Origin of the sequence: Ornithinimicrobium flavum (assembly GCF_004526345.1) — a bacterium.
Taxonomy (GTDB): domain Bacteria; phylum Actinomycetota; class Actinomycetes; order Actinomycetales; family Dermatophilaceae; genus Ornithinicoccus; species Ornithinicoccus flavus.
Map to the genome: position 1 here is coordinate 2,061,402 of NZ_CP038213.1, position 17,180 is coordinate 2,078,581.

The 17,180-nt window shown below is 69.9% G+C and carries 15 protein-coding genes and 1 pseudogene; 6 read left to right on the top strand and 10 right to left on the bottom strand.

From position 1 onward, the window contains the following. Nucleotides 1–5: 5 nt before the first annotated feature. Nucleotides 6–599 (top strand): annotated as a pseudogene (locus E3Z34_RS20450) (DUF4389 domain-containing protein); the annotation flags it as partial. 850 nt (nt 600–1,449) lie between these two features. On the opposite strand, the gene E3Z34_RS09690 reads toward E3Z34_RS20450, so the two are convergent. Together E3Z34_RS09690 and E3Z34_RS09695 are read right to left on the bottom strand one after the other, a co-directional pair. Beyond that, the gene (locus E3Z34_RS09690; protein WP_202976938.1) at nt 1,450–2,085 is read right to left on the bottom strand and encodes an alpha/beta hydrolase; all 636 of its coding nucleotides are present in this window, start codon (nt 2,083–2,085) and stop codon (nt 1,450–1,452) included. Then, the gene (locus E3Z34_RS09695) at nt 2,082–3,050 is read right to left on the bottom strand and encodes a ring-cleaving dioxygenase (protein WP_134773424.1); all 969 of its coding nucleotides are present in this window, start codon (nt 3,048–3,050) and stop codon (nt 2,082–2,084) included. The genes E3Z34_RS09690 and E3Z34_RS09695 overlap by 4 nt, the downstream gene beginning before the upstream one ends. 133 nt (nt 3,051–3,183) lie before the next feature. Here E3Z34_RS09695 and E3Z34_RS09700 point away from each other — a divergent pair, with 133 nt between their 5' ends. Then, a complete protein-coding gene (locus E3Z34_RS09700; protein ID WP_134773425.1) occupies nt 3,184–3,639 on the top strand; it encodes a MarR family winged helix-turn-helix transcriptional regulator in 456 nt (151 codons plus the stop codon). Nucleotides 3,640–4,613: 974 nt separating this feature from the next. Here E3Z34_RS09700 and E3Z34_RS09705 read toward each other — a convergent pair. The 4 genes from E3Z34_RS09705 to merA form a co-directional block, all read right to left on the bottom strand. Next, complete coding sequence (locus tag E3Z34_RS09705) at nt 4,614–5,870, bottom strand: IS256 family transposase (protein ID WP_134773426.1); 1,257 nt, start codon at nt 5,868–5,870, stop codon at nt 4,614–4,616. 189 nt (nt 5,871–6,059) lie between these two features. Further along, nucleotides 6,060–7,409, bottom strand: a complete 1,350-nt coding sequence (locus tag E3Z34_RS09710) for a dihydrolipoyl dehydrogenase family protein (RefSeq protein WP_134773427.1) — start codon at nt 7,407–7,409, stop codon at nt 6,060–6,062. A 76-nt stretch (nt 7,410–7,485) separates the two neighbouring features. Further along, complete coding sequence (locus E3Z34_RS09715) at nt 7,486–7,992, bottom strand: DUF1440 domain-containing protein (protein WP_134773428.1); 507 nt, start codon at nt 7,990–7,992, stop codon at nt 7,486–7,488. A 215-nt stretch (nt 7,993–8,207) separates the two neighbouring features. Beyond that, the gene (merA, locus tag E3Z34_RS09720) at nt 8,208–9,611 is read right to left on the bottom strand and encodes a mercury(II) reductase (RefSeq protein ID WP_134773429.1); all 1,404 of its coding nucleotides are present in this window, start codon (nt 9,609–9,611) and stop codon (nt 8,208–8,210) included. Nucleotides 9,612–9,715: 104 nt separating this feature from the next. Between merA and E3Z34_RS09725 the strand changes: the two genes are divergently transcribed. Next, entirely contained in the window at nt 9,716–10,105 is a 390-nt protein-coding gene (locus E3Z34_RS09725) for a heavy metal-responsive transcriptional regulator (protein WP_134773430.1), read from the top strand. A 196-nt stretch (nt 10,106–10,301) separates the two neighbouring features. Next, the gene (locus E3Z34_RS09730; RefSeq protein WP_134773431.1) at nt 10,302–10,784 is read left to right on the top strand and encodes a nucleotidyltransferase domain-containing protein; all 483 of its coding nucleotides are present in this window, start codon (nt 10,302–10,304) and stop codon (nt 10,782–10,784) included. A 33-nt stretch (nt 10,785–10,817) separates the two neighbouring features. On the opposite strand, the gene E3Z34_RS09735 is transcribed toward E3Z34_RS09730, so the two are convergent. The 3 genes from E3Z34_RS09735 to E3Z34_RS09745 form a co-directional block, all read right to left on the bottom strand. After that, nucleotides 10,818–12,035 (bottom strand): hypothetical protein, encoded by a 1,218-nt coding sequence (locus E3Z34_RS09735; protein WP_134773432.1) that lies wholly within the window; start codon nt 12,033–12,035, stop codon nt 10,818–10,820. A gap of 231 nt (nt 12,036–12,266) precedes the next feature. Further along, complete coding sequence (locus E3Z34_RS09740; RefSeq protein WP_134773433.1) at nt 12,267–12,887, bottom strand: hypothetical protein; 621 nt, start codon at nt 12,885–12,887, stop codon at nt 12,267–12,269. A gap of 30 nt (nt 12,888–12,917) precedes the next feature. Continuing rightward, nucleotides 12,918–14,102: an IS110 family RNA-guided transposase gene (locus tag E3Z34_RS09745; RefSeq protein ID WP_134773434.1), complete on the bottom strand. Its 1,185-nt coding sequence runs from the start codon at nt 14,100–14,102 to the stop codon at nt 12,918–12,920. A 367-nt stretch (nt 14,103–14,469) separates the two neighbouring features. On the opposite strand from E3Z34_RS09745, the gene E3Z34_RS09750 reads away from it, so the two are divergent. Both E3Z34_RS09750 and E3Z34_RS09755 read left to right on the top strand, forming a co-directional pair. Then, nucleotides 14,470–14,670: a DUF6191 domain-containing protein gene (locus tag E3Z34_RS09750; RefSeq protein WP_134773435.1), complete on the top strand. Its 201-nt coding sequence runs from the start codon at nt 14,470–14,472 to the stop codon at nt 14,668–14,670. A 251-nt stretch (nt 14,671–14,921) separates the two neighbouring features. Beyond that, nucleotides 14,922–15,392, top strand: coding sequence for a DUF2500 domain-containing protein (locus E3Z34_RS09755; RefSeq protein WP_202976939.1), 471 nt, complete (start codon nt 14,922–14,924; stop codon nt 15,390–15,392). Nucleotides 15,393–15,992: 600 nt separating this feature from the next. On the opposite strand, the gene E3Z34_RS09760 is transcribed toward E3Z34_RS09755, so the two are convergent. Beyond that, nucleotides 15,993–16,922, bottom strand: a complete 930-nt coding sequence (locus E3Z34_RS09760; RefSeq protein ID WP_238695104.1) for a transposase — start codon at nt 16,920–16,922, stop codon at nt 15,993–15,995. Nucleotides 16,923–17,180: the final 258 nt, after the last annotated feature.

Sequence of the window (17,180 nt, forward strand, 5' to 3'; positions counted from 1 at the left end):
CGTCCTTGGTGATCCCGCATGTCATCGTGCTGGGGCTGCTGTGGGCCGCCTTCGTGGTCCTCAGCATGGTCGCCCTCGTCGCGATCCTGGCCACCGGCAGGTACCCGCGGACGATCTTCGACTTCAACGTCGGCGTCCTGCGGTGGAGCTGGCGGGTCGCCTACTACGCCTACGGGGCGCTCGGGACCGACCGGTACCCGCCGTTCACGCTGGCCGACGTCCCGGACTACCCCGCCCGCCTGCACGTCGACCCTCCCGAGCAGCTGTCCCGAGGCCTCGCGCTGGTCAAGTGGTGGCTCCTGGCCCTCCCCCACTACCTGATCGTCGCGGTGCTCACGAGCAACGGGCTGCGCCGGGTGAGCGAGACCGTGCCGGCCGGCTGGAGCTGGGAGACCGCCGACGGCGCCGCCTGGGCCTGGCAGGGCGGGGGCCTGATCGCCCTGCTTGTCCTCGTGGCCGGGCTGGCGCTGCTGTTCACCGGCCGCTACCCGCAGGGGCTCTACGACCTGCTGATCGGGCTGAACCGCTGGGTGCTGCGCGTCGCCGCCTACGCCGGGCTCATGACCGACACCTATCCCCCGTTCCGGCTGGAACAGGGCGGTCGCGAGCCGCTCGTCGACTCCGCACCCTCCACCACGCTCCACGGCGGGAGCCGGCTCGGCGAGCCCCCCGACCTCACCCGCACCGGCACCGCATACCCGACCTCCGGCTGGAGCAACGGGAGCACCTTCGCCGTCGTCGCCGGCTCCCTGGCGGTCCTGCTGGGCCTGGGCCTGGCCGGGGGCGGCGGAGCACTGATGGCCTCGCGCGAGGACGGCTGGGTGACCAGTCCCACCCGCACGGTGCAGACCGACGGGTATGCCGTGTCGACCCGCGCCGCCGTGCTCGAGGGCGGTGGCCTGGAGCTGGGCCTCGGCGAGATCCGGGTCCGGGCCCAGGACGCCGACGGCGGTGAGGTCTTCGTCGGTATCGCCCGGGCGTCCGACGCCGCCGGCTACCTCGCGGGGGTGGAGCACACCGTGCTCACCGGACCGCTCGACACCAACGTGCGGACTGTCCCCGGCGAGGCGCCGGACACCCCTCCGGCGCAGTCCGACGTGTGGCTGACCAGCGCGTCCGGTCCCGGTCTCCAGACACTGGTGTCGACCGCCCGATCCGGCTCCTGGGTCGTCGTGGTCATGCCCGCCGACGGCAGCGCCGGGCTCCGGGCGCAGATCGACGTCGCGGCCACCCTCCCCTGGCTCGCACCCGCGGGAGGCGCCGTGCTCACCCTCGGGCTCGCGCTCGTCCTGGGCGGCCTGGTGACGATCGGACTGGCCGTGCGCACGGCGGGCCGCCTCTCGTCGCCGGCCCGCTGGGACACGCCGTCCTCCCTCGCGCCGCACGACACGCTCTGAACGCAGGCCGTCGCCGCGGGCCCGGGCCCGCGGAGCTCGCGTTCCCGGGGAGTCAGCCGGCCCGACGGACGGCGTCCGCCGCGGTCGCCAGGTCCTCGGGCGCGATGCCGTGACCCCCCGGGCGCACGTGCTGGTCGACCTGCGCGCCCTTCTCGCGCAGGACGGCGACCAGGTGATCCACGCTGGAAAGGGGCGCCATCGGGTCCTCGCTGCCGTTGAGCGTGGTGACCCTCACGCCGTCCAGGTCCCCGGCCTCGTCCCGGTCCCCGAAGGGATACATGCCCGAGAGCGCGACGACACGGGACAGGGCGTCGGGGTGCAGCATCGCGGTGGCCAGCGCGATGTTGGCCCCGTTGGAGAAGCCGACGGCGACCAGCGGCCGCGCCCCCAGGTCGTAGTGCTCGCGGGCCGCCCGGAGGAAACCGGCCAGCTCACCGGCCCGGGTGAGGACGTCGTCGACGTCGAAAACCCCTTCGCCCAGCCGACGGAACCAGCGCGGCATACCGTTCTCGCGGACCAGGCCGCGGGGGGACAGCACGCCGGCCCGCGGGTCCAGCCGCGACGCCAGGGTGGCGATCTCGCGCTCGTTGCTGCCGGTCCCGTGCAGCGTGAGCAGGACGGGCGCGTCCTCGGCCTCTGCGGGGTGGAACAGGTGCGGCCAGTCCGCCAGGGCGGGCGCGGTGCTCACCGGTCCACCACGGCGGGGTTGTTCTCCTGCGGCAGCGTGATCCGCTGCACCGAGTGCTCGATGTCCTCGCGGGTCGGCTCCAACCACGGCGGCAGCTTGAGGGAACGTCCGAGCTCCAGCAGAGGCTCGTCGACGTCGAAGCCGGGGGCGTCGGTGGCGATCTCGAAGAGCACGCCGCCGGGCTCGCGGAAGTAGATGGAGGTGAAGTACTGGCGGTCCAGGATCGCGGTCACGGTGTGGCCACGCTCCACCAGCTCACGCCGCCACTGCTCCTGGGTCGCCTGGTCGGGGACGCGGAAAGCGATGTGGTGCACGGTGCCGCCGGCGGTCAGGCCCCGCTGCGCGCGTGGGTCCGCGACCACGTCGATGATCCGTCCCGGGCCTCCCTCACCCGCCGCCACCCGGGTGCGTCCACCGCTCTGCGACACCGGCGTCATACCGAGGTCCTCGATGAGCACCCGCAGCGTGCTCTCGGCGTCGGCGACGGTGAGCACCGAGGAGTGCTGCCCCCGGACGGCGTGCTCGGCCGGGACCGAGGCGGAGTCCCAGGGGTCACGTGGGTCCTCGGTGGAGGAGGCGACCAGCTCGAGCACGAGACCGTCGGGGTCACGCACCACCAGTCGGTCCTCGCCGTCCGCGGAGGTGATGCTCGGCTCGACCCCGAGGGCACCGAAGTGGTCCTTCCACCACCCCAGGCTGTCCTGCGGCACCGAGAACGCCGTCGAGGTGGACTGGCCGGCACCCACCCGCCCCGCCGGGACGCCCCTCCAGGGGAAGAAAGTCATCAGCGTGCCCGGTCGCCCGGCCTCGTCGCCGTAGTAGAGGTGGTATGTCGAGGGGTCGTCGAAGTTGACGGTCCGCTTGACCAGCCGGAGGCCGAGGCCCTGGATGTAGAAGTCGATGTTGCGCTGCGGGTCTCCGGCGATCGCGGTGACGTGGTGCAGGCCGCTGGTGCGTGCGGTCATGCCGCCTCCTTCGGGTATGCGGTCCGGCGACCTTCGCCGGGCTGGCTGACGGGTTAACGGGCGGGCTCCTGATATTATTTCCTCGGAAACCGTTTCTCGGCGAAAGACCGGGCGGTGCGAGGGAGGAGGCGTCGTGGCGCGGGACATCAGCACCGACCCGGTGTCGTTGTGGGGTCACGTCATCGAGGGCTTTCAGCGGACCAACCGGCACCTGCACCGCACCGTTGAGCAGGAGTTCTCCCTCGCCGCCGCCGAGACCGAGGCTCTGCTGCGGCTGGGCCGGAGCGCGGAGGGCCGGTTGCCCATGACCGAGCTCGCCGGGCAGGTGGCCTTCAGCACGGGCGGGGTCAGCAAGGTCGCCGACCGGCTGGCGCGCCGGTCCCTCGCCCTGCGCGTTCCTTCCCGGACCGACCGGCGTGTCATCTACCTGGCCCTGACGCCGGAGGGCGCCGCGGTGGCGGCAGCCCTGCAGGAGCGGGTCGCCGACATCGTCCAGCGCACCGTCGTCGACGTGCTGGGCCCTGGGGAGGCCGTGCGGGTGGCCCGGGCCATGGCCGCTCTGGCCGATGCTGACGACGTGAGGACCTGAGAGCGGCAGGTCGCCCCTCCACGCGGTTGGAGTCGAGCACGATGAGACGCACGGGTCCGACCTGCGGCTCTGGACCTTATCGGGCGTCGCCGTCCTGGTAGGTCAGGTCACCCAGCAGGAACAGCGCGCCGTAGGGGTCCCTGGGGGCTGGTGCGTCATCTGCCCGGCGCTCAAGGCAACGGGATCATCCCCCGCCGACGCGCGGGGGCCGGCGCCCGCGGACGTCGCGACAGCCGTATCCCCGGAAGGAGGCCCACCCTGGAGCAAGGGTGGGCCAGAGATCGCACCCAGGAGCGCGACCAGGCCCGCCAGCACCGCTACCGCCACGGTCGGCGCCCGAGCCAGCACTGCCAGAGTTGGGCCCCGCGTCAGCCACCAGGGTGACACGCGCACCTGATGGGACTGCTGGGCCTGCGCCGCCACGACGCCTGGTCGTGACGGCGGTGCCGGCCGTACGGTGGGGTCTGGTCGCCGCTGCGGCAAGCCGGCTGCGTCGGAACGTCATGCCGCGATCGATGTGGCGGCGGCCCGCCGGGCCCCACGACCCTCAACGTCTCTCAACTTACCCGTTGAGGTGCGTGACAGACCGGATCCGCCGAATTGAGGGCGGTCGGCATGCTGCATACCCATACGAAGACTCGCATCGACATACGGAGGTATCTGGGCGCGCTCCTGGAGGTCGGGTCTGCGTGCACCGATCAGGGGAGGCATCGAGAACCCGTGTTGCATAAGAGGTGCCTGCTCGGGATTCTTCACCGGGCGGGTGTTACGGGACGATCGACCGCGAGTGCGCACGTCGAGTTGCCTCGTTCCCGTATGAGGTTCGACTTATGGTGCACCGAGGGATCCGACGACGTCAGTTGGGTTGAGACAGACATGGCCCGACGTGGTCTTTGCAGTCGATACCTTGTTGGCGTCGGCGCAGGTCAAGTCCAGTGGAGTGGTGTACGACGGTGATCCCTCGATGGGGTTGATCAGGTCGTCAGTGCGGGAACGGTAGCAGTGATCTCCTCGGGGTCGGTGGTGGTGGGGATCAGGGCGTGTCGGCACCGAGTGAGGGCGTCCAGTCCGATGTAGCGCCGTTGCTCGGCCCAGGCGTCGTGCTGCTCGGCCAGGACGGCTCCGACGAGGCGGGTGACGGCCTCGCGGTGGGGGAAGATGCCGACGACGTCGGTGCGCCTGCGGATCTCGCGGTTGAGCCGTTCCTGGGGGTTGTTGGACCAGATCTGGCGCCAGACCTCCTTGGGGAAGGTGGTGAAGGCCAGGATGTCGGCCCGGGCGCTCTCGAGGTGTTCGGCGACGGCGGGCAGCTTGTCGGTGAGCGTGTCGATGACCCTGTCGAACTGGGCGTGCACGGCCTCGGCGTCGGGTTGGTCGTACACCGAGTGCAGCAGCGTCTTGACCCACGGCCATGAGGACTTGGGGGTCGCGGACATGAGGTTGGCGGCGTAGTGGGTGCGGCACCGCTGCCAGGACGTGCCGGGCAGGGTGGCACCGATGGCCTCCACGAGGCCGGCGTGGGCGTCGGAGGTGACCAGCCCGACCGGCCCGGCACTGGTGAGGCCGCGCGCGACCAGGTCGCGGAAGAACGCCAGCCAGGACGCGGTCGTCTCGCCGGTGGCGACCTGTAGGCCCAGGATTTCCCGGTAGCCCTCGGCGTTGACGCCGGTCGCGACCAGGGCGGACACCTTGACCACGCGCCCGCCCTCACGCACCTTGAGCACCAGGGCGTCGACGGCCACGAAGGTGTAGGGCCCTTCGTCCAGGGGGCGGGTGCGGAAGGACTCCACCTGCTCGTCCAGCTCGGTCGCCATCACCGAGACCTGGGACTTGGACAGGCCGGTGATGCCCAGCGCCGTCACCAGCTTGTCCATGCGCCGGGTGGAGACCCCGAGCAGGTAGCAGGTCGCCACCACCGTGGTCAGCGCGGCCTCGGCCCGCTTACGCCGCTCCAGCAGCCACTCGGGGAAGAACGTCCCCTCGCGCAGCTTGGGGATCGCCACGTCCAGGGTGCCGACGCGAGTGTCCAGGTCCCGGTGCCGGTACCCGTTGCGCCGGTTGGTCCGCTCGGTGCTGCGGGTGCCGTAGTCCGCGCCGCACACGGCATCGGCCTGCGCGGACAGCAGGCTGTTGATAAAGGTTTGCAGCAGGTGACGCATCAGGTCCGGGCTCGCCTGCGCGAGCTCCTCGTGCAGGAACTGCTCAGGGTCGATAATGGGGGAAGCGGTCATCGGTGGTGCTCCTCTTCGAGAGTACTTTGGAAGGTTCACTCGAAGGATCACACCGGTGGCCGCGCCTACCTGTGCAGGACACGCTCACCGGGTGCCGTCGTACACCACTCTGGTGGACTCCACTCCGATCTCGCGCTCGTAGACCGTTCCCCATATGGGCTGCCGGAGGCAGGCCGTCCGGGATGAGCGCTACAGGTCCAAGGCATCCAGGGCGGCGAGGTAGCCCTCGGTGTAGGTCGGAAACTGCGCCACCTGGTCGAGCAGGGTGTCGAGGGGAATGCCAGCGCGGATGGCTAGGGAGGCCTGGTGGATCCACTCACCGGCCTGGGGCGCCACGGCCCAGGCTCCGACGAGGACGCGGCGGTCGACGTCGGCCAGTAGGCCCAGGTGACCCCGGGGGTCCTGCTCGAAGGTCCACGGCCTGGCGATCGACGCGGCCAGGTCGACCTCGGCGGCCGCGGTGCGCAGCCCTTGGGCATCGGCTTGGGCCTGGGTCAGACCCGCCGCGGCGATCTCGGGGTCGGCGAAGACCACCCGCGGGATGCCGTCGTAGCGGGCGGGACGGGCCCGCCCGAGGATGGCATCGGCGACGATGCGGCCCTGGTACTTGGCCACATGGGTGAAGGGCAGAACACCGGTGACGTCGCCCACAGCCCAGATCCCGTCTGCGGCTCGGCAGTGCTCGTCGATGAGGACCTCACCGTGCTCGCCCAAGCTCACTCCGACCTCTTCCAGGCCGAGACCGTCGCTGCGCGGGGCGCGGCCGGTGGCCATGATCACCACGTCGCCGCGTACGGAGGTCCCGTCGTCGAGCTCGACGACCTGATCGGGGCCCTCACGCCGCGCCCGCGCCGGGGTGGTGCCGGCGCGGACCTGGACGCCGGCTCCTTCCAGCGCGGTCCGCGCCAGGTCCGCCACCCGGGGATCCTCCCGGCTGAGCAGCCGCTCGCTGCGCTGGACCAGCGTGACGGCCGTGCCGAAGCGCGTCAGGAACAACGCTGTCTCCACGCCCACGGCGCTGCCGCCGATGACCACCGCTCGGGCCGGGAGGTCGGTAGCGGTGTAGGTCTCGCGGTTGGTCCACACCGTGACCTCGTCCAGGCCCTCGATGGGCGGGATCACGGCCGTAGAACCGGTGGCGATGACGACGTGGTCGCCGCCCAGCAGGCGCCCGTCGACGTCGACCACGCCGGGCACACTCAGGCGGGCCACGCCCTTGACCACCAGGGCGCCTTGGTCGGCGTAGCTGTCGACCTGGGCTGAGTCGTCCAGGTGGCGGGCCATGTAGTCGCGGTAGTCCCGCGCGGCTGGCCAGTCCATCTGGGCGCCGCCGACCCCGGCGGCCCGGTCCACCTGCCCACCTGCCTCAGGTGGGCGCAGCACAGTCTTGGACGGGATGCAGGCCCAGTAGGCGCATTCCCCCCCGATCAGCTCGCGTTCGACGACGGCGACGGACTTGCCTGCGCTCAGCAGCCTGCTGGCGGCGACCTCCCCGCCAGGGCCCATGCCGATCACGATGACGTCGAAGTGCTCCCTCATTGGTGCTCCTGCTCCGCGGTCGTGGTCGGTGGTCGGTGGTCGTGCCGTCTGTGCGGTTGTGATCGGTCAGCGCGCGTCACCGCCTGGTCCGGGTCAGCACCCAGCCGATCTCGAAGACGGCCGCCACGGCGAGGCCAAACACCAGGTGCGCGGCCACCCCGCGGGCGTGGGTGACCAGCGGGTAGTCCAGGTTGGGAGCCGAGAACCCGAACGCCGGGGTCATCAGTTCATCGGCGACCACGCTCATCGCTGCTCCGGTAACCAGCCCGGCGGCCACCGGACCGATGCTCGTGCGTCGGCGCAGCAGCGGGTACAGCGGTGCCCACTGGACAGCCAGGCCGTAGTGCAAGACCAGGCTGAGGCGGTCCAGCTGCTTCTCGCTCAGCTCGAGGCCGGCCAGCGTGGACAGCTTCTGCGCGGCGATCCGGTAGGGCGGGCCCGGACGCACCGCGTCCTCTCGGGCGCGGGCAGCAGCGGGCTCCAGGTCGTAGAGCTTCATGCTCACTGGTTCCATGGCCTTGGTCCCCAGGTAGCCGCCAACAGCGGACAGGCCGGCGTCGACCAGGGTCCGGGTCAGCTTCATGGCAGATTCCTTCCAGCCGGATCGGTCCGGCTCATCGAGTCAATGCAGCCCAGGCCGATGCGCTGGCGCCGGCGGAGTAGTCGCAGGGATGCCAGTGCTCCGGTCACCGCCAGGGCTATCGCGGCGATGGTGAGCATCGCGGTGGTGTCGGTGAGAGCCGGCCTCCCCGGCGCTCTGGCCGGGCCTGGGGTTGGGGTCGCTGGATGCGAGGGGTCTCAGGCACAGCAGGACGTCGGCATCTGGTTGCGGAAGAGGCCGGCGACGATGCGCAGGCTCTCGGCCATGGTCAGGTACGGCGCCCAGGTGTCGGCCAGGTCGTCAACGGTCATGCCGGCCTTGATGGCGTAGGTGGCCGCCAGCATGATCTCCCCGGCGCCGTCGGCCAGTGCGTGCACGCCCAGGACCTTGCCGGTGGTGGCGTCGGCGACGAGCTTCACCGCGCCCCTGGTGTCGTGCTGGACCAGCGCCCGGGGGACGTCGGACAGATCCAGGACCCGGCAGTCGCACTCGTGACCGCGGGCGAGGGCCTCTTCCTCGGTCAGTCCCGCCGAGGCCAGCTGGGGGCGGGTGAACACGACGGCAGGCAAACCGGTGTAGTCCACCCGTGCTGCCGGGGCGCTGCCGCCGTCGGCCAGGGCGTTGAGCGCGGCGGCCCGACCGCCGGCGGCGGCGACGTAGACGTACTGGGCAGCCCCCGAGACGTCACCGGCGGCGTAGACGCGCGGGTTGGTGGTGCGCTGGGTCTCGTCGACCACGACGAAGCCCCGCTCGCCCACGTCCACCCCGGCAGCGGCCAGGTCCAGCCCGTCGGTGCGCGCGACGCGCCCGGTGGCCAGCAACAGCCGTGCTCCGCGCACCTGCGCGCCGGAGGCGGTGCTCACCACGACTCCCTGTGCTGAAGGGCCGGCGTCGGTGGCCACCGCGGTGGCATGCTCCTCGACCACGGTGATGCCGTCGTCGGCGAAGACGCCGCGCAGCCCCTGGGTGAGCTCCGGCTCGGCGTGAGGCGCCAGACGCCCGACCACCGACACCCGGGCGCCGAGGTGGGCGAACAGCTGGGCCTGCTCCATCCCGACGTAGCCACCACCGACGACGACCAGGGACTCGGGCAGCTCGGTCAGCTCCATCGCCGTGGTCGAGGTCAGCCAGTCCACGGAGTCCAGGCCCGCCACGTCCGGGACGGCGGGTTCGGAGCCGGTGGCCACCAGGTAGGCCCGGGCCCGCACCACCTCGCCGTCGACGGCCAGGGTGTCCTCGTCCACGAAGGTGGCCTGGCCCGGGCGGACCTCGAAGCCGTAGGCGGCGGCCACGTCGGCGTACTTCGCCTCGCGCAGGCGCTCGATCAGGGCGTCCTTCTGGGCCACCAGGGTGCCCAGATCCACCGGCCCGGCGGAGGTTGGAGCGCCTCCGAAGGGGTTGGTCAGCGCGGCGTGCCGCGCTCCGGCGGCCGCCAGGAGCGTCTTGGACGGCACACAGCCGATGTTCACGCACGTGCCGCCGAGGACGCCGCGCTCGATCAGCACCACGCTCTTGCCGGCCTGGCTGGCCGCGATAGCCGCGGACATGGCCGCACCCCCGGAGCCGATCACGGCCAGATCGACGTCGTAGTCCTCACCCATCTCACACCATCCTTCGCGTTGCACGTCTCCAGAGGCCACAATGGACCTTCCAGTACAGGGGAAGGTCAAGGTGAACATCGAAAAGGATCGAGCAAGGGGTCACTGTGCGGATCGGTGAGTTGGCCGAGGCCAGCGGCACCACGACCAAGACGCTGCGGTTCTACGAAGAAGCAGGGCTCCTGCCCGCACCCGAGCGCACCCCCAGCGGGTACCGGGACTACGCCCCGCAGACTCTGGCGCGCCTGGACTTCATCCGCCGCAGCCGCACCGCTGGGCTCACTCTGGCCCAGATCCGCGAGGTCCTCGACATCCGCGACACCGGCGTCGCGCCCTGCCAGCACGTGCAAGACCTGCTCGAGGCCCGCCTGGGCGACCTGGACCGCCAGATCGCCGACCTACAGGCGCTACGGCACACCGTCGCCCGCCTCCGCGACGATGCCGCCACGGTCGACCCCACCAACTGCGACGCCACGACCGTCTGCCGCTACCTGTGATCCGCACGGGCCCGGCACCCCTGCGGCAGTGCCCACGCTTGGCGCCGAAGAGTGGCCCGGTGACCTATGGGGCAGAGGACCAACGACAGAGTCCCCGGTCCACTGCATAAATATGCAAGCTCGAGCGCCGCTGCAACGCACGCAACTGCCGCCGGTCGCAAGGTCCCGCTGGACCCACACGGGAGAGACTTCACCCATGGAGCTCTCCTCCCAGATGACCGCCGCCGAGGTGGTGCAGATCGTGGCCTGGCTTGACGCCAATGGTGTGGTCTATCAGGTCAACGGCGGATGGGGTGTCGATGCGCTGGTGGGACGACAGACTCGCCCCCATCAAGATCTCGACGTGTTCATCGACGACGATCAGGAGGCCGAGTTCATGGCCTGGCTCACCTCCCGCGGCTATCGGGTCACCGAGGATTGGCGACCAGTCCGCGTGCAGCTATCGAGTCACTCAGGGCAAGTAGACGTCCACGCAATGCGCTTGGACCCGGCCGGCAACGGGGTTCAGGAAGGTCTGGACGGCGAGGTGTACCTCCACCCTTCTGAGCAGAGAGTCACGGGCTTCATAGACGGCCAAGCGGTCGTCGTGGCCAGCGCGGAGCGAGCCCGAGAGCTTCGAAGTGGCTATCCCCCGCGCGCCGTGGACCTCCACGACCTCGCTGTCCTCGACGAACTGTAGGCATCCTGTTCTGCCGCATACATAGCTGAGCTGTTAAGGGCAAGTGGCTTCCGGCAGGCGCACGAAGAGCCAGTCCATCTGCGGGGCGGAGGCGATGATCTCGCTGTCAGATCCGCCCAGTGGGTGGAGCGTGAGCTCATCTCCGTCCTGGACGTCCCAGGCTGCCTCCTCGTCGGCCAGTCGCCAGATGGATCCGTCGAGCGGACCTAGAACCGGGGTGTCGCAGTCTGGATCGTCACGGTAGATGTAGCGCACCGGCTGGTCGTTCGGCAGATCGTCTCCGTCGGTGACCAGGGCAGGCTCAAGGGGCACCGCCAGTGACGCGTCTGCGTGCACCTGCTCGTTGGTGGCAGTGCTGCCCGGCGATCTCAGGTCCACATCCACGACGGTGCGTTCCTCCGGTGCCCCCGGGTAGGGGTCACGCGCCTCCAGTTGCACCCGGAACGGGCCTTCGGGCAGGACAGCCCTGGAAACCGCGACCACGAAGGCGTGCGGGTTGGCATCGGCATTGCAGCCGTACACCTCACCGGGGACGACGAGATCGGCGTAGAGCAGGTCACCCTCGACGAGGACACCGTCCATCCGCACGGGGCAGCCCGAGCCGTAGACCGCGCCGAACCACACCGCGATCTCGCCGTCCCAGTCCACCCGCGGCGCCTCCCCCTCCAGTCCCGCGGCCTCCCACAGGTCCTGCAGCTGGTCATCGGTGGTGGCCACCGACGTCCGGTAGGACTCACCGCTCAACCCCTCACCCAGCAGACGCCACCCCTCCCCGGCTGTTGCCTGGCTCCTCTCCTCAGGCGCCTGATCCTCAGGGATCCCCTCCACGCACAACGGCCGGCCGGTGAAGCCGGCAAGCACCGCCTCGGCCTCGGGGGTGATCACCCCGAGGTGGATCTCGACCACACCGCGGTGCGGGGAGAGCGCGGACCCGCCGCTGCGAACACCAGCCTCCCGCAGCGCGGCGTCCACCTCGGTCAGCACGGCCTCGAGCTCCCCGGCGGTCCAGGGCACCTCCACCACCACGATCCCTTCCCCCGGCCACTCCCGGGCGACCTCCTGCTGCAGCGCGCCGGCGTCGGCGTCCTTGACCCACACGGTGATCCACCCGTTGCGTTCCCGGTCCAGCCCCAGCTCGACAAACCCGGGTTGCCGGACCGCCCACGCGTGCACCTCGCTGAGCAGCTCTTCGGCGTTGCCGTACAGCGGCTCATCGCGGTACAGCGCCTCGTCCGCGCGGATCTGCGGCACGTCCGCGCACGACGGGAACCCCGCTACGCCCCCTGAGGACGCCCCAGATGCGCCACCGGAACTCCCTCCGACCGTCCCGCACGCTGTCAGGAGCAACGCGGCCATGACGGTGCCCACCGGCACCGGACCTGTCCACGGGTTACGCCATGACCTTTGCAAGCCTCTCACCTCCCAAGAGCAGTCTGCCCGCTCGACGCCACGAGACGCCCCATTGCCGCCGGTCGAAACTTCCTATCTCGTCGTGCTCTCGCGCCACGCTGTGGCGGTTTGCTCGTCGTAGTACCGGCTGAAGCCACAACCCCACGCGATCGGTGAGTCCAGCGGGGCGCCTCCCCAACGAGGTTCACCGCTCACCAGCAGACGCGTCCCGACCTGGAAGGGCAGATCTTCCTCCGCGGTCCCTTCGCCGACGCTTTGCAGGTCGACAGTGACTTCATCCGCGTCACCGCCCACGAACCACTCGCGGACCTCGAACGTGATGCCCGCCAGGTTCAGGTCACCGTCGTCACCCCGGTCGGAAACGGACGGTCCCAGACGGATGACGATCCCATCGAAAGCGAAGGCGCGTTTCTGGAGTGTCTCGGGCGAGTACGACTCGACGCAAGAGACTGCGCCACCATCTGGCAGCGGACCGCCTTCGTTGTCCGGCGCGGGCTCGCTGCCAGCGGAGGCGACAGGAGATCCATCCGAACTTTGACGGCTCGCGGTGCTCTCCGCATCGCCGCTGCAGGACGTCAGGATCAGGGCAAGGCCAAGCAGGGTCCCAGTGACGGTATGGATCTGCATCGTCTGCTCCAGGTGAACGTCGGCTCCACCTGAGACGCCGACCCAGCCGTCAGCGTTCCACACCATCCGCACATCCTGTATTGGCACCCCTCTATGTCAAGACGCCGTCGGGAGTGTCGTTCTAGGCTCGGTGGTGGCGGGTCCGGGAAGTGGCTTGTCCGAAGAGCCGGTGTCGGGTTGTGAGCCGGTCGCGCTGGAGTCAGAGTCGTCGCCCAGGTGCCCTCCCGGGCCCGTCGCCGTGTGCCCGGCAAGGTCGTTGAGCATCTGCTTGTACACCAGGTCGGACAGGCGTCGTTTCAGGCAGCGCAGCGCTTCCATGGACGTCTTGCCGGCGGCTTTCTTCCGGTCGTAGTAGGCCCGGCCCTCGGTGGTTCTGGTGCGCAGCTGAACGATGGCCATGATGTGCAGCACCCGGTTGATCTGACGGTTCCCGCCCCGGGAGAGGCGGTGACGGACGTGCTCGCCGGAGGAGGCGTCGATCGGGGCGGTGCCGGTCCAGGACGCGAAGTGGTTGCGGTCGGGGAAGCGGGTGATGTCGCCGACCTCCACTAGGAGTCGGGCGGCGCCGGAGGGTCCGATGCCGTGCAGGCCGAGCAGCGAGGACCCGGTCGCCTCCACCAGCGTCTTCAGCTCCTTGTCGGCAGCCTTGGTTCGGGCGTAGATCGTGGCCAGGTCAGCTGTCAGCTCCAGGGCGTGGGCCTTGCGGACCTTACCGGCCGCCGTGGTGGGGCGGACCTTCTTGAGCAGCTCCTTGGCCTGGGCCGCGGACAGGAACGTCTTGGCCCCGCCGGGGATGAGCTCGAGCAGGAGCTTGTGCAGCTGGCAGACCTTGCGGGTGTGCTCCTCGCCCAGGGACCGGCGCCGGTCCACGCACATCCGCAGCACCTCCAGCTGCTCGTCGTTGATGACCGGGCGCAGCCCGGACATGCGTACCCCGACCAGGGCGATGGAGTGGGCGTCGGTGACGTCGGTCTTACGCCCCTGCCCGGTGGTGAAGATCCGCACCCGCGCCGACATCTTCGCCGGCACGTCCACGACGTCCTCACCGTCGGCGACCAGCCGGTCGGCCACGTGCTTGCCGATGCCGGCGCAACCCTCGACCGCCCAGACCCGCTCAGGCCACTGGCGGGCGTAGGCCAGCAGCCGTCCGTACCCGTCGGCGTCGGTGGGAAACCGGCCCCCGCCGACGATGCTCTCGTCGGCGGTCATGACTTCGATCGTGACGCTGCGCTTGTGCGGGTCCATCCCGATCACGACCCGCGGTGACTCCTGCTCGTCCATGCTCTGCTCCCTTGCTCGTGCCAACCCTGGTGGTGTCGAGCTGGGAGGGCACCGCTACGTACGGCTGGGCATACCCCTCTTGAGCCTCTCGCAGCCCTGGCGGTGACCGGGACGACGCACGCCAATTGTGAGCCTCACACCCGGGGTGTGGGCAGCCGCAAAGAGAACGACCGTCCCGGTCACCTAGAACCGAGCCGGGCCGGCCCAATCCTGACGTCAATGAAACACGTAGCCGCCGGTTGGTTGACCGGTCACAGGAGAGGGTGTTCCGCGGAACACTCCCCGCGGCTGCGGTGGCTTGCTCTTGGTCACCTAACCCCGCTTTCGGCGTCCGACGCTAGGGTCAGGGCCAGGAAGGGGTGGCGCCATGAGCTGGGACGACCTGATCGAGTTGTTCAACCCGGGCCATAAGCACTTGGCCGAAGAGCGTGATCGGAAGCGGATCGAGGCTCAGCTTCCCGGTTCGGAGGCGGATGACGATCCTCATGCTGCTGGGGTCGATCTCGAGCGCGGGATCATCTTCTTGCCAAAGGCTGAAGAGCACGCCGAGGACGACTCCTCCCAGTAGCCGCTGCCGCGATCGTTGCAGCCATCCCACGGGCGGTCGTCCATCCGGTCATCAGCGTGAGGCGTTGTACCCCTGGGGACCTGAACGCGTTCCTGGCCCGATCGGGCGTGCTGCCCGGGGGAACCTGCGACCAGACGGTAGCGTCCGACCCGAGCCGAGTTGATCTTGGCACTCATCGAGGAGGTGGGCCATGACGATCCCGACGGTTTTGGCGGCCGCTGTGAGCGGGCGCGATCGGATCGGGCCTTCCCATGGATCCTGACGTGCTGTTCGATCCGGAGGTGACCCCCGACCCGTTTGCTGGACCTGGCGACGGGTTGTTCTCCGCTGTGCCGGTGCTCATGGGCATCTTCTTCATCATCTTCGTGATCGTGGTCGTCGTGAAGCTAGTTCAAGCCGGGCAGACCTACGCCAACAATTCCGCGTTGCCCGAGCGAACCGTCGCCGCGCGGGTGGTCGGAAAGCGGACCCACACCGAGGGCGGAGCGGGCGACAGTGCGGTGCAGACCGCATACTTCGCCACGTTCGAGGTCACGGGTGGTGATCGCATCGAGGTCAAGATCCCCCAACGCGAGTACGGCCAGCTTGCGGAAGGAGATCAGGGGCAACTCACCCATCAGGGCACGTGGTACCGGGGGTTCGAGCGCAGGCGCGTCATCCCCACGGACGGTTCGTGGGAAGCACCCGGCGGTCCCTCCCTGCAGCCGCCGAGCACGACCTGAGACCGAACCGCGCAGGTCTCCCTGAACCGCTCCAGCGGCCCGCCTTGTGCCATCCGCTCATGCCGCCTGTCGCGCGCCCGTTCCTCCGTGGCTGTGAGGCAACATCATCACCGTGACGAGCAGGGAGAATCAGGCGCAGTTCTACTGGCAGTCCAGCGCCGCAGGCTTGTTGCTTGGCATCGCCCTGGGCGGGCTGACCGGGATCGGGGTCGCGCTATACCTCGGCACTGGACCGTCTGCGGAGTACACGTCCGCGTCCGTGCTGGTTGCCCTGCCACTGCTCGGGGTATTGGTGGGCGCAGTCTGCGGTGGCGCAGCCGGAGTGGCGGGCTCGATGTATACCTCCCACTGGGGTCGGCTCCCGCACTTCCTCCTCACTGCGGCCGTAGCGCTGACATCGGCTGTTGCTCTGGGTGCCTTGTTCACGGCGTTCTCCCGCACAGGTTGGGCCTACTCGGCGGCGATCGCTCTTCCCGCCTCCGTCGCCCTCGGTCTAGCCCTCCCGAGGGCGGCCGAACAGCTCTGTCGGCCACGGTCCACCCGCGCTGACGAGAACGAGTAGCGTCTCGGACGAACGTCCGGATCTGGCACCCCTCTGTGTCAAGACGCTGCTGGGAGGGTGGTTCTAGGCTTGGTGGTGGCGGGTCCGGGAAGTGGCTTGTCCGAAGAGCCGGCAGCGGGTTGTGAGCCGGTCGCGCTGGAGTCAGAGTCGTCACCCGAGTGCCCTCCCGGGCCCGTCGTCGCGTGCTCGGCGAGGTCGTCGAGCAGCGCCTTGTAGACCAGGTCGGACAGGCGGCGTTTGAGGCAGCGCATCGCTTCCATGGAGGTCTTCCCGGCGGCTTTCTTGAGGTCGTAGTAGACCCGGCCCTCGGTGGCGTTGCGCAACTGGACGACGGCCATGATGTGCAGCACCCGGTTGATCGCTCGGTTGCCCTTGCGGGAGAGCCGGTGGCGGGTGTGGTCCCCGGAGGAGGCGTCGATCGGGGCGGTGCCGTTCCAGGAGGCGAAGTGGTTGCGGTCGGGGAAGCGGGTGACGTCACCGACCTCGGCGAGCAGCCTGGCGGCGCCGGAGGGACCGATGCCGTGCAGGTCGAGCAAGGTGGTGCCGGTCGTCTTCACCAGCGCCTTCAGTTCCTTGTCCGCGGCCTTGCTGCGCGCGTAGATCGTGGCCAGGTCGGCCACGAGTTCGGCGGCGTGAGCTTTGCGGACCTTGCCCACCGTCGTGGTCGGGCGGACCGTCTTCAGCAGTTCCTTGGCCGGCGCCGCCGACAGCGACCGCTTGGCCCCGCCAGGGATGAGCTCGAGCAGGAGTCTGTGCAGCTGGCAGACCTTGCGGGTGTGCTCGCGGCCCAGCGAGGCGCGCCGGTCCACGCACATCCGCAGCAGCTCGGCCTGCTCGTCGGCGAGGACCGGGCGCAGCCCGGCCATCCGCACCCCGACCAGGGCGATGGAATGGGCGTCGGTGGCGTCGGTCTTGCGACCCTGCCCGGTGGCGAAGACCCGCACCCGTGCCGACATCTTCGCCGGCACGTCGACCACCATCTCACGTCGGCGACGAGGCGGTCGGCGACGTGCTTGCCGATCCCGGCGCAGCCCTCGACCGCCCACACCCGCTGCGGCCAGGACCGGGCGTAGTCCAGCAGGCGGGCGTACCCCTCTGCGTCGGTGGCGAACCGCCCGCCGCCGACGATGCTCTCATCAGCGGTCATCACCTCGATCGTGACGCTGCGCTTGTGCGGGTCCATCCCGATCACGACCTGGCCGATCTGCTCATCCATGCCCTTGCTC

Bases quoted from the DNA above. Each gene is read 5' to 3' on its own strand.
- E3Z34_RS09730 (WP_134773431.1), top strand. From the start codon at position 10,302: ATGGAGCTCTCCTCCCAGATGACCGCCGCCGAGGTGGTGCAGATCGTG.
- E3Z34_RS09695 (WP_134773424.1), bottom strand. From the start codon at position 3,050: ATGACCGCACGCACCAGCGGCCTGCACCACGTCACCGCGATCGCCGGA.
- merA (WP_134773429.1), bottom strand. From the start codon at position 9,611: ATGGGTGAGGACTACGACGTCGATCTGGCCGTGATCGGCTCCGGGGGT.
- E3Z34_RS09710 (WP_134773427.1), bottom strand. From the start codon at position 7,409: ATGAGGGAGCACTTCGACGTCATCGTGATCGGCATGGGCCCTGGCGGG.
- E3Z34_RS09745 (WP_134773434.1), bottom strand. From the start codon at position 14,102: ATGGACGAGCAGGAGTCACCGCGGGTCGTGATCGGGATGGACCCGCAC.
- E3Z34_RS09705 (WP_134773426.1), bottom strand. From the start codon at position 5,870: ATGACCGCTTCCCCCATTATCGACCCTGAGCAGTTCCTGCACGAGGAG.
- E3Z34_RS09740 (WP_134773433.1), bottom strand. From the start codon at position 12,887: ATGGTGTGGAACGCTGACGGCTGGGTCGGCGTCTCAGGTGGAGCCGAC.
- E3Z34_RS09715 (WP_134773428.1), bottom strand. From the start codon at position 7,992: ATGAAGCTGACCCGGACCCTGGTCGACGCCGGCCTGTCCGCTGTTGGC.
- E3Z34_RS09755 (WP_202976939.1), top strand. From the start codon at position 14,922: ATGGATCCTGACGTGCTGTTCGATCCGGAGGTGACCCCCGACCCGTTT.
- E3Z34_RS09750 (WP_134773435.1), top strand. From the start codon at position 14,470: ATGAGCTGGGACGACCTGATCGAGTTGTTCAACCCGGGCCATAAGCAC.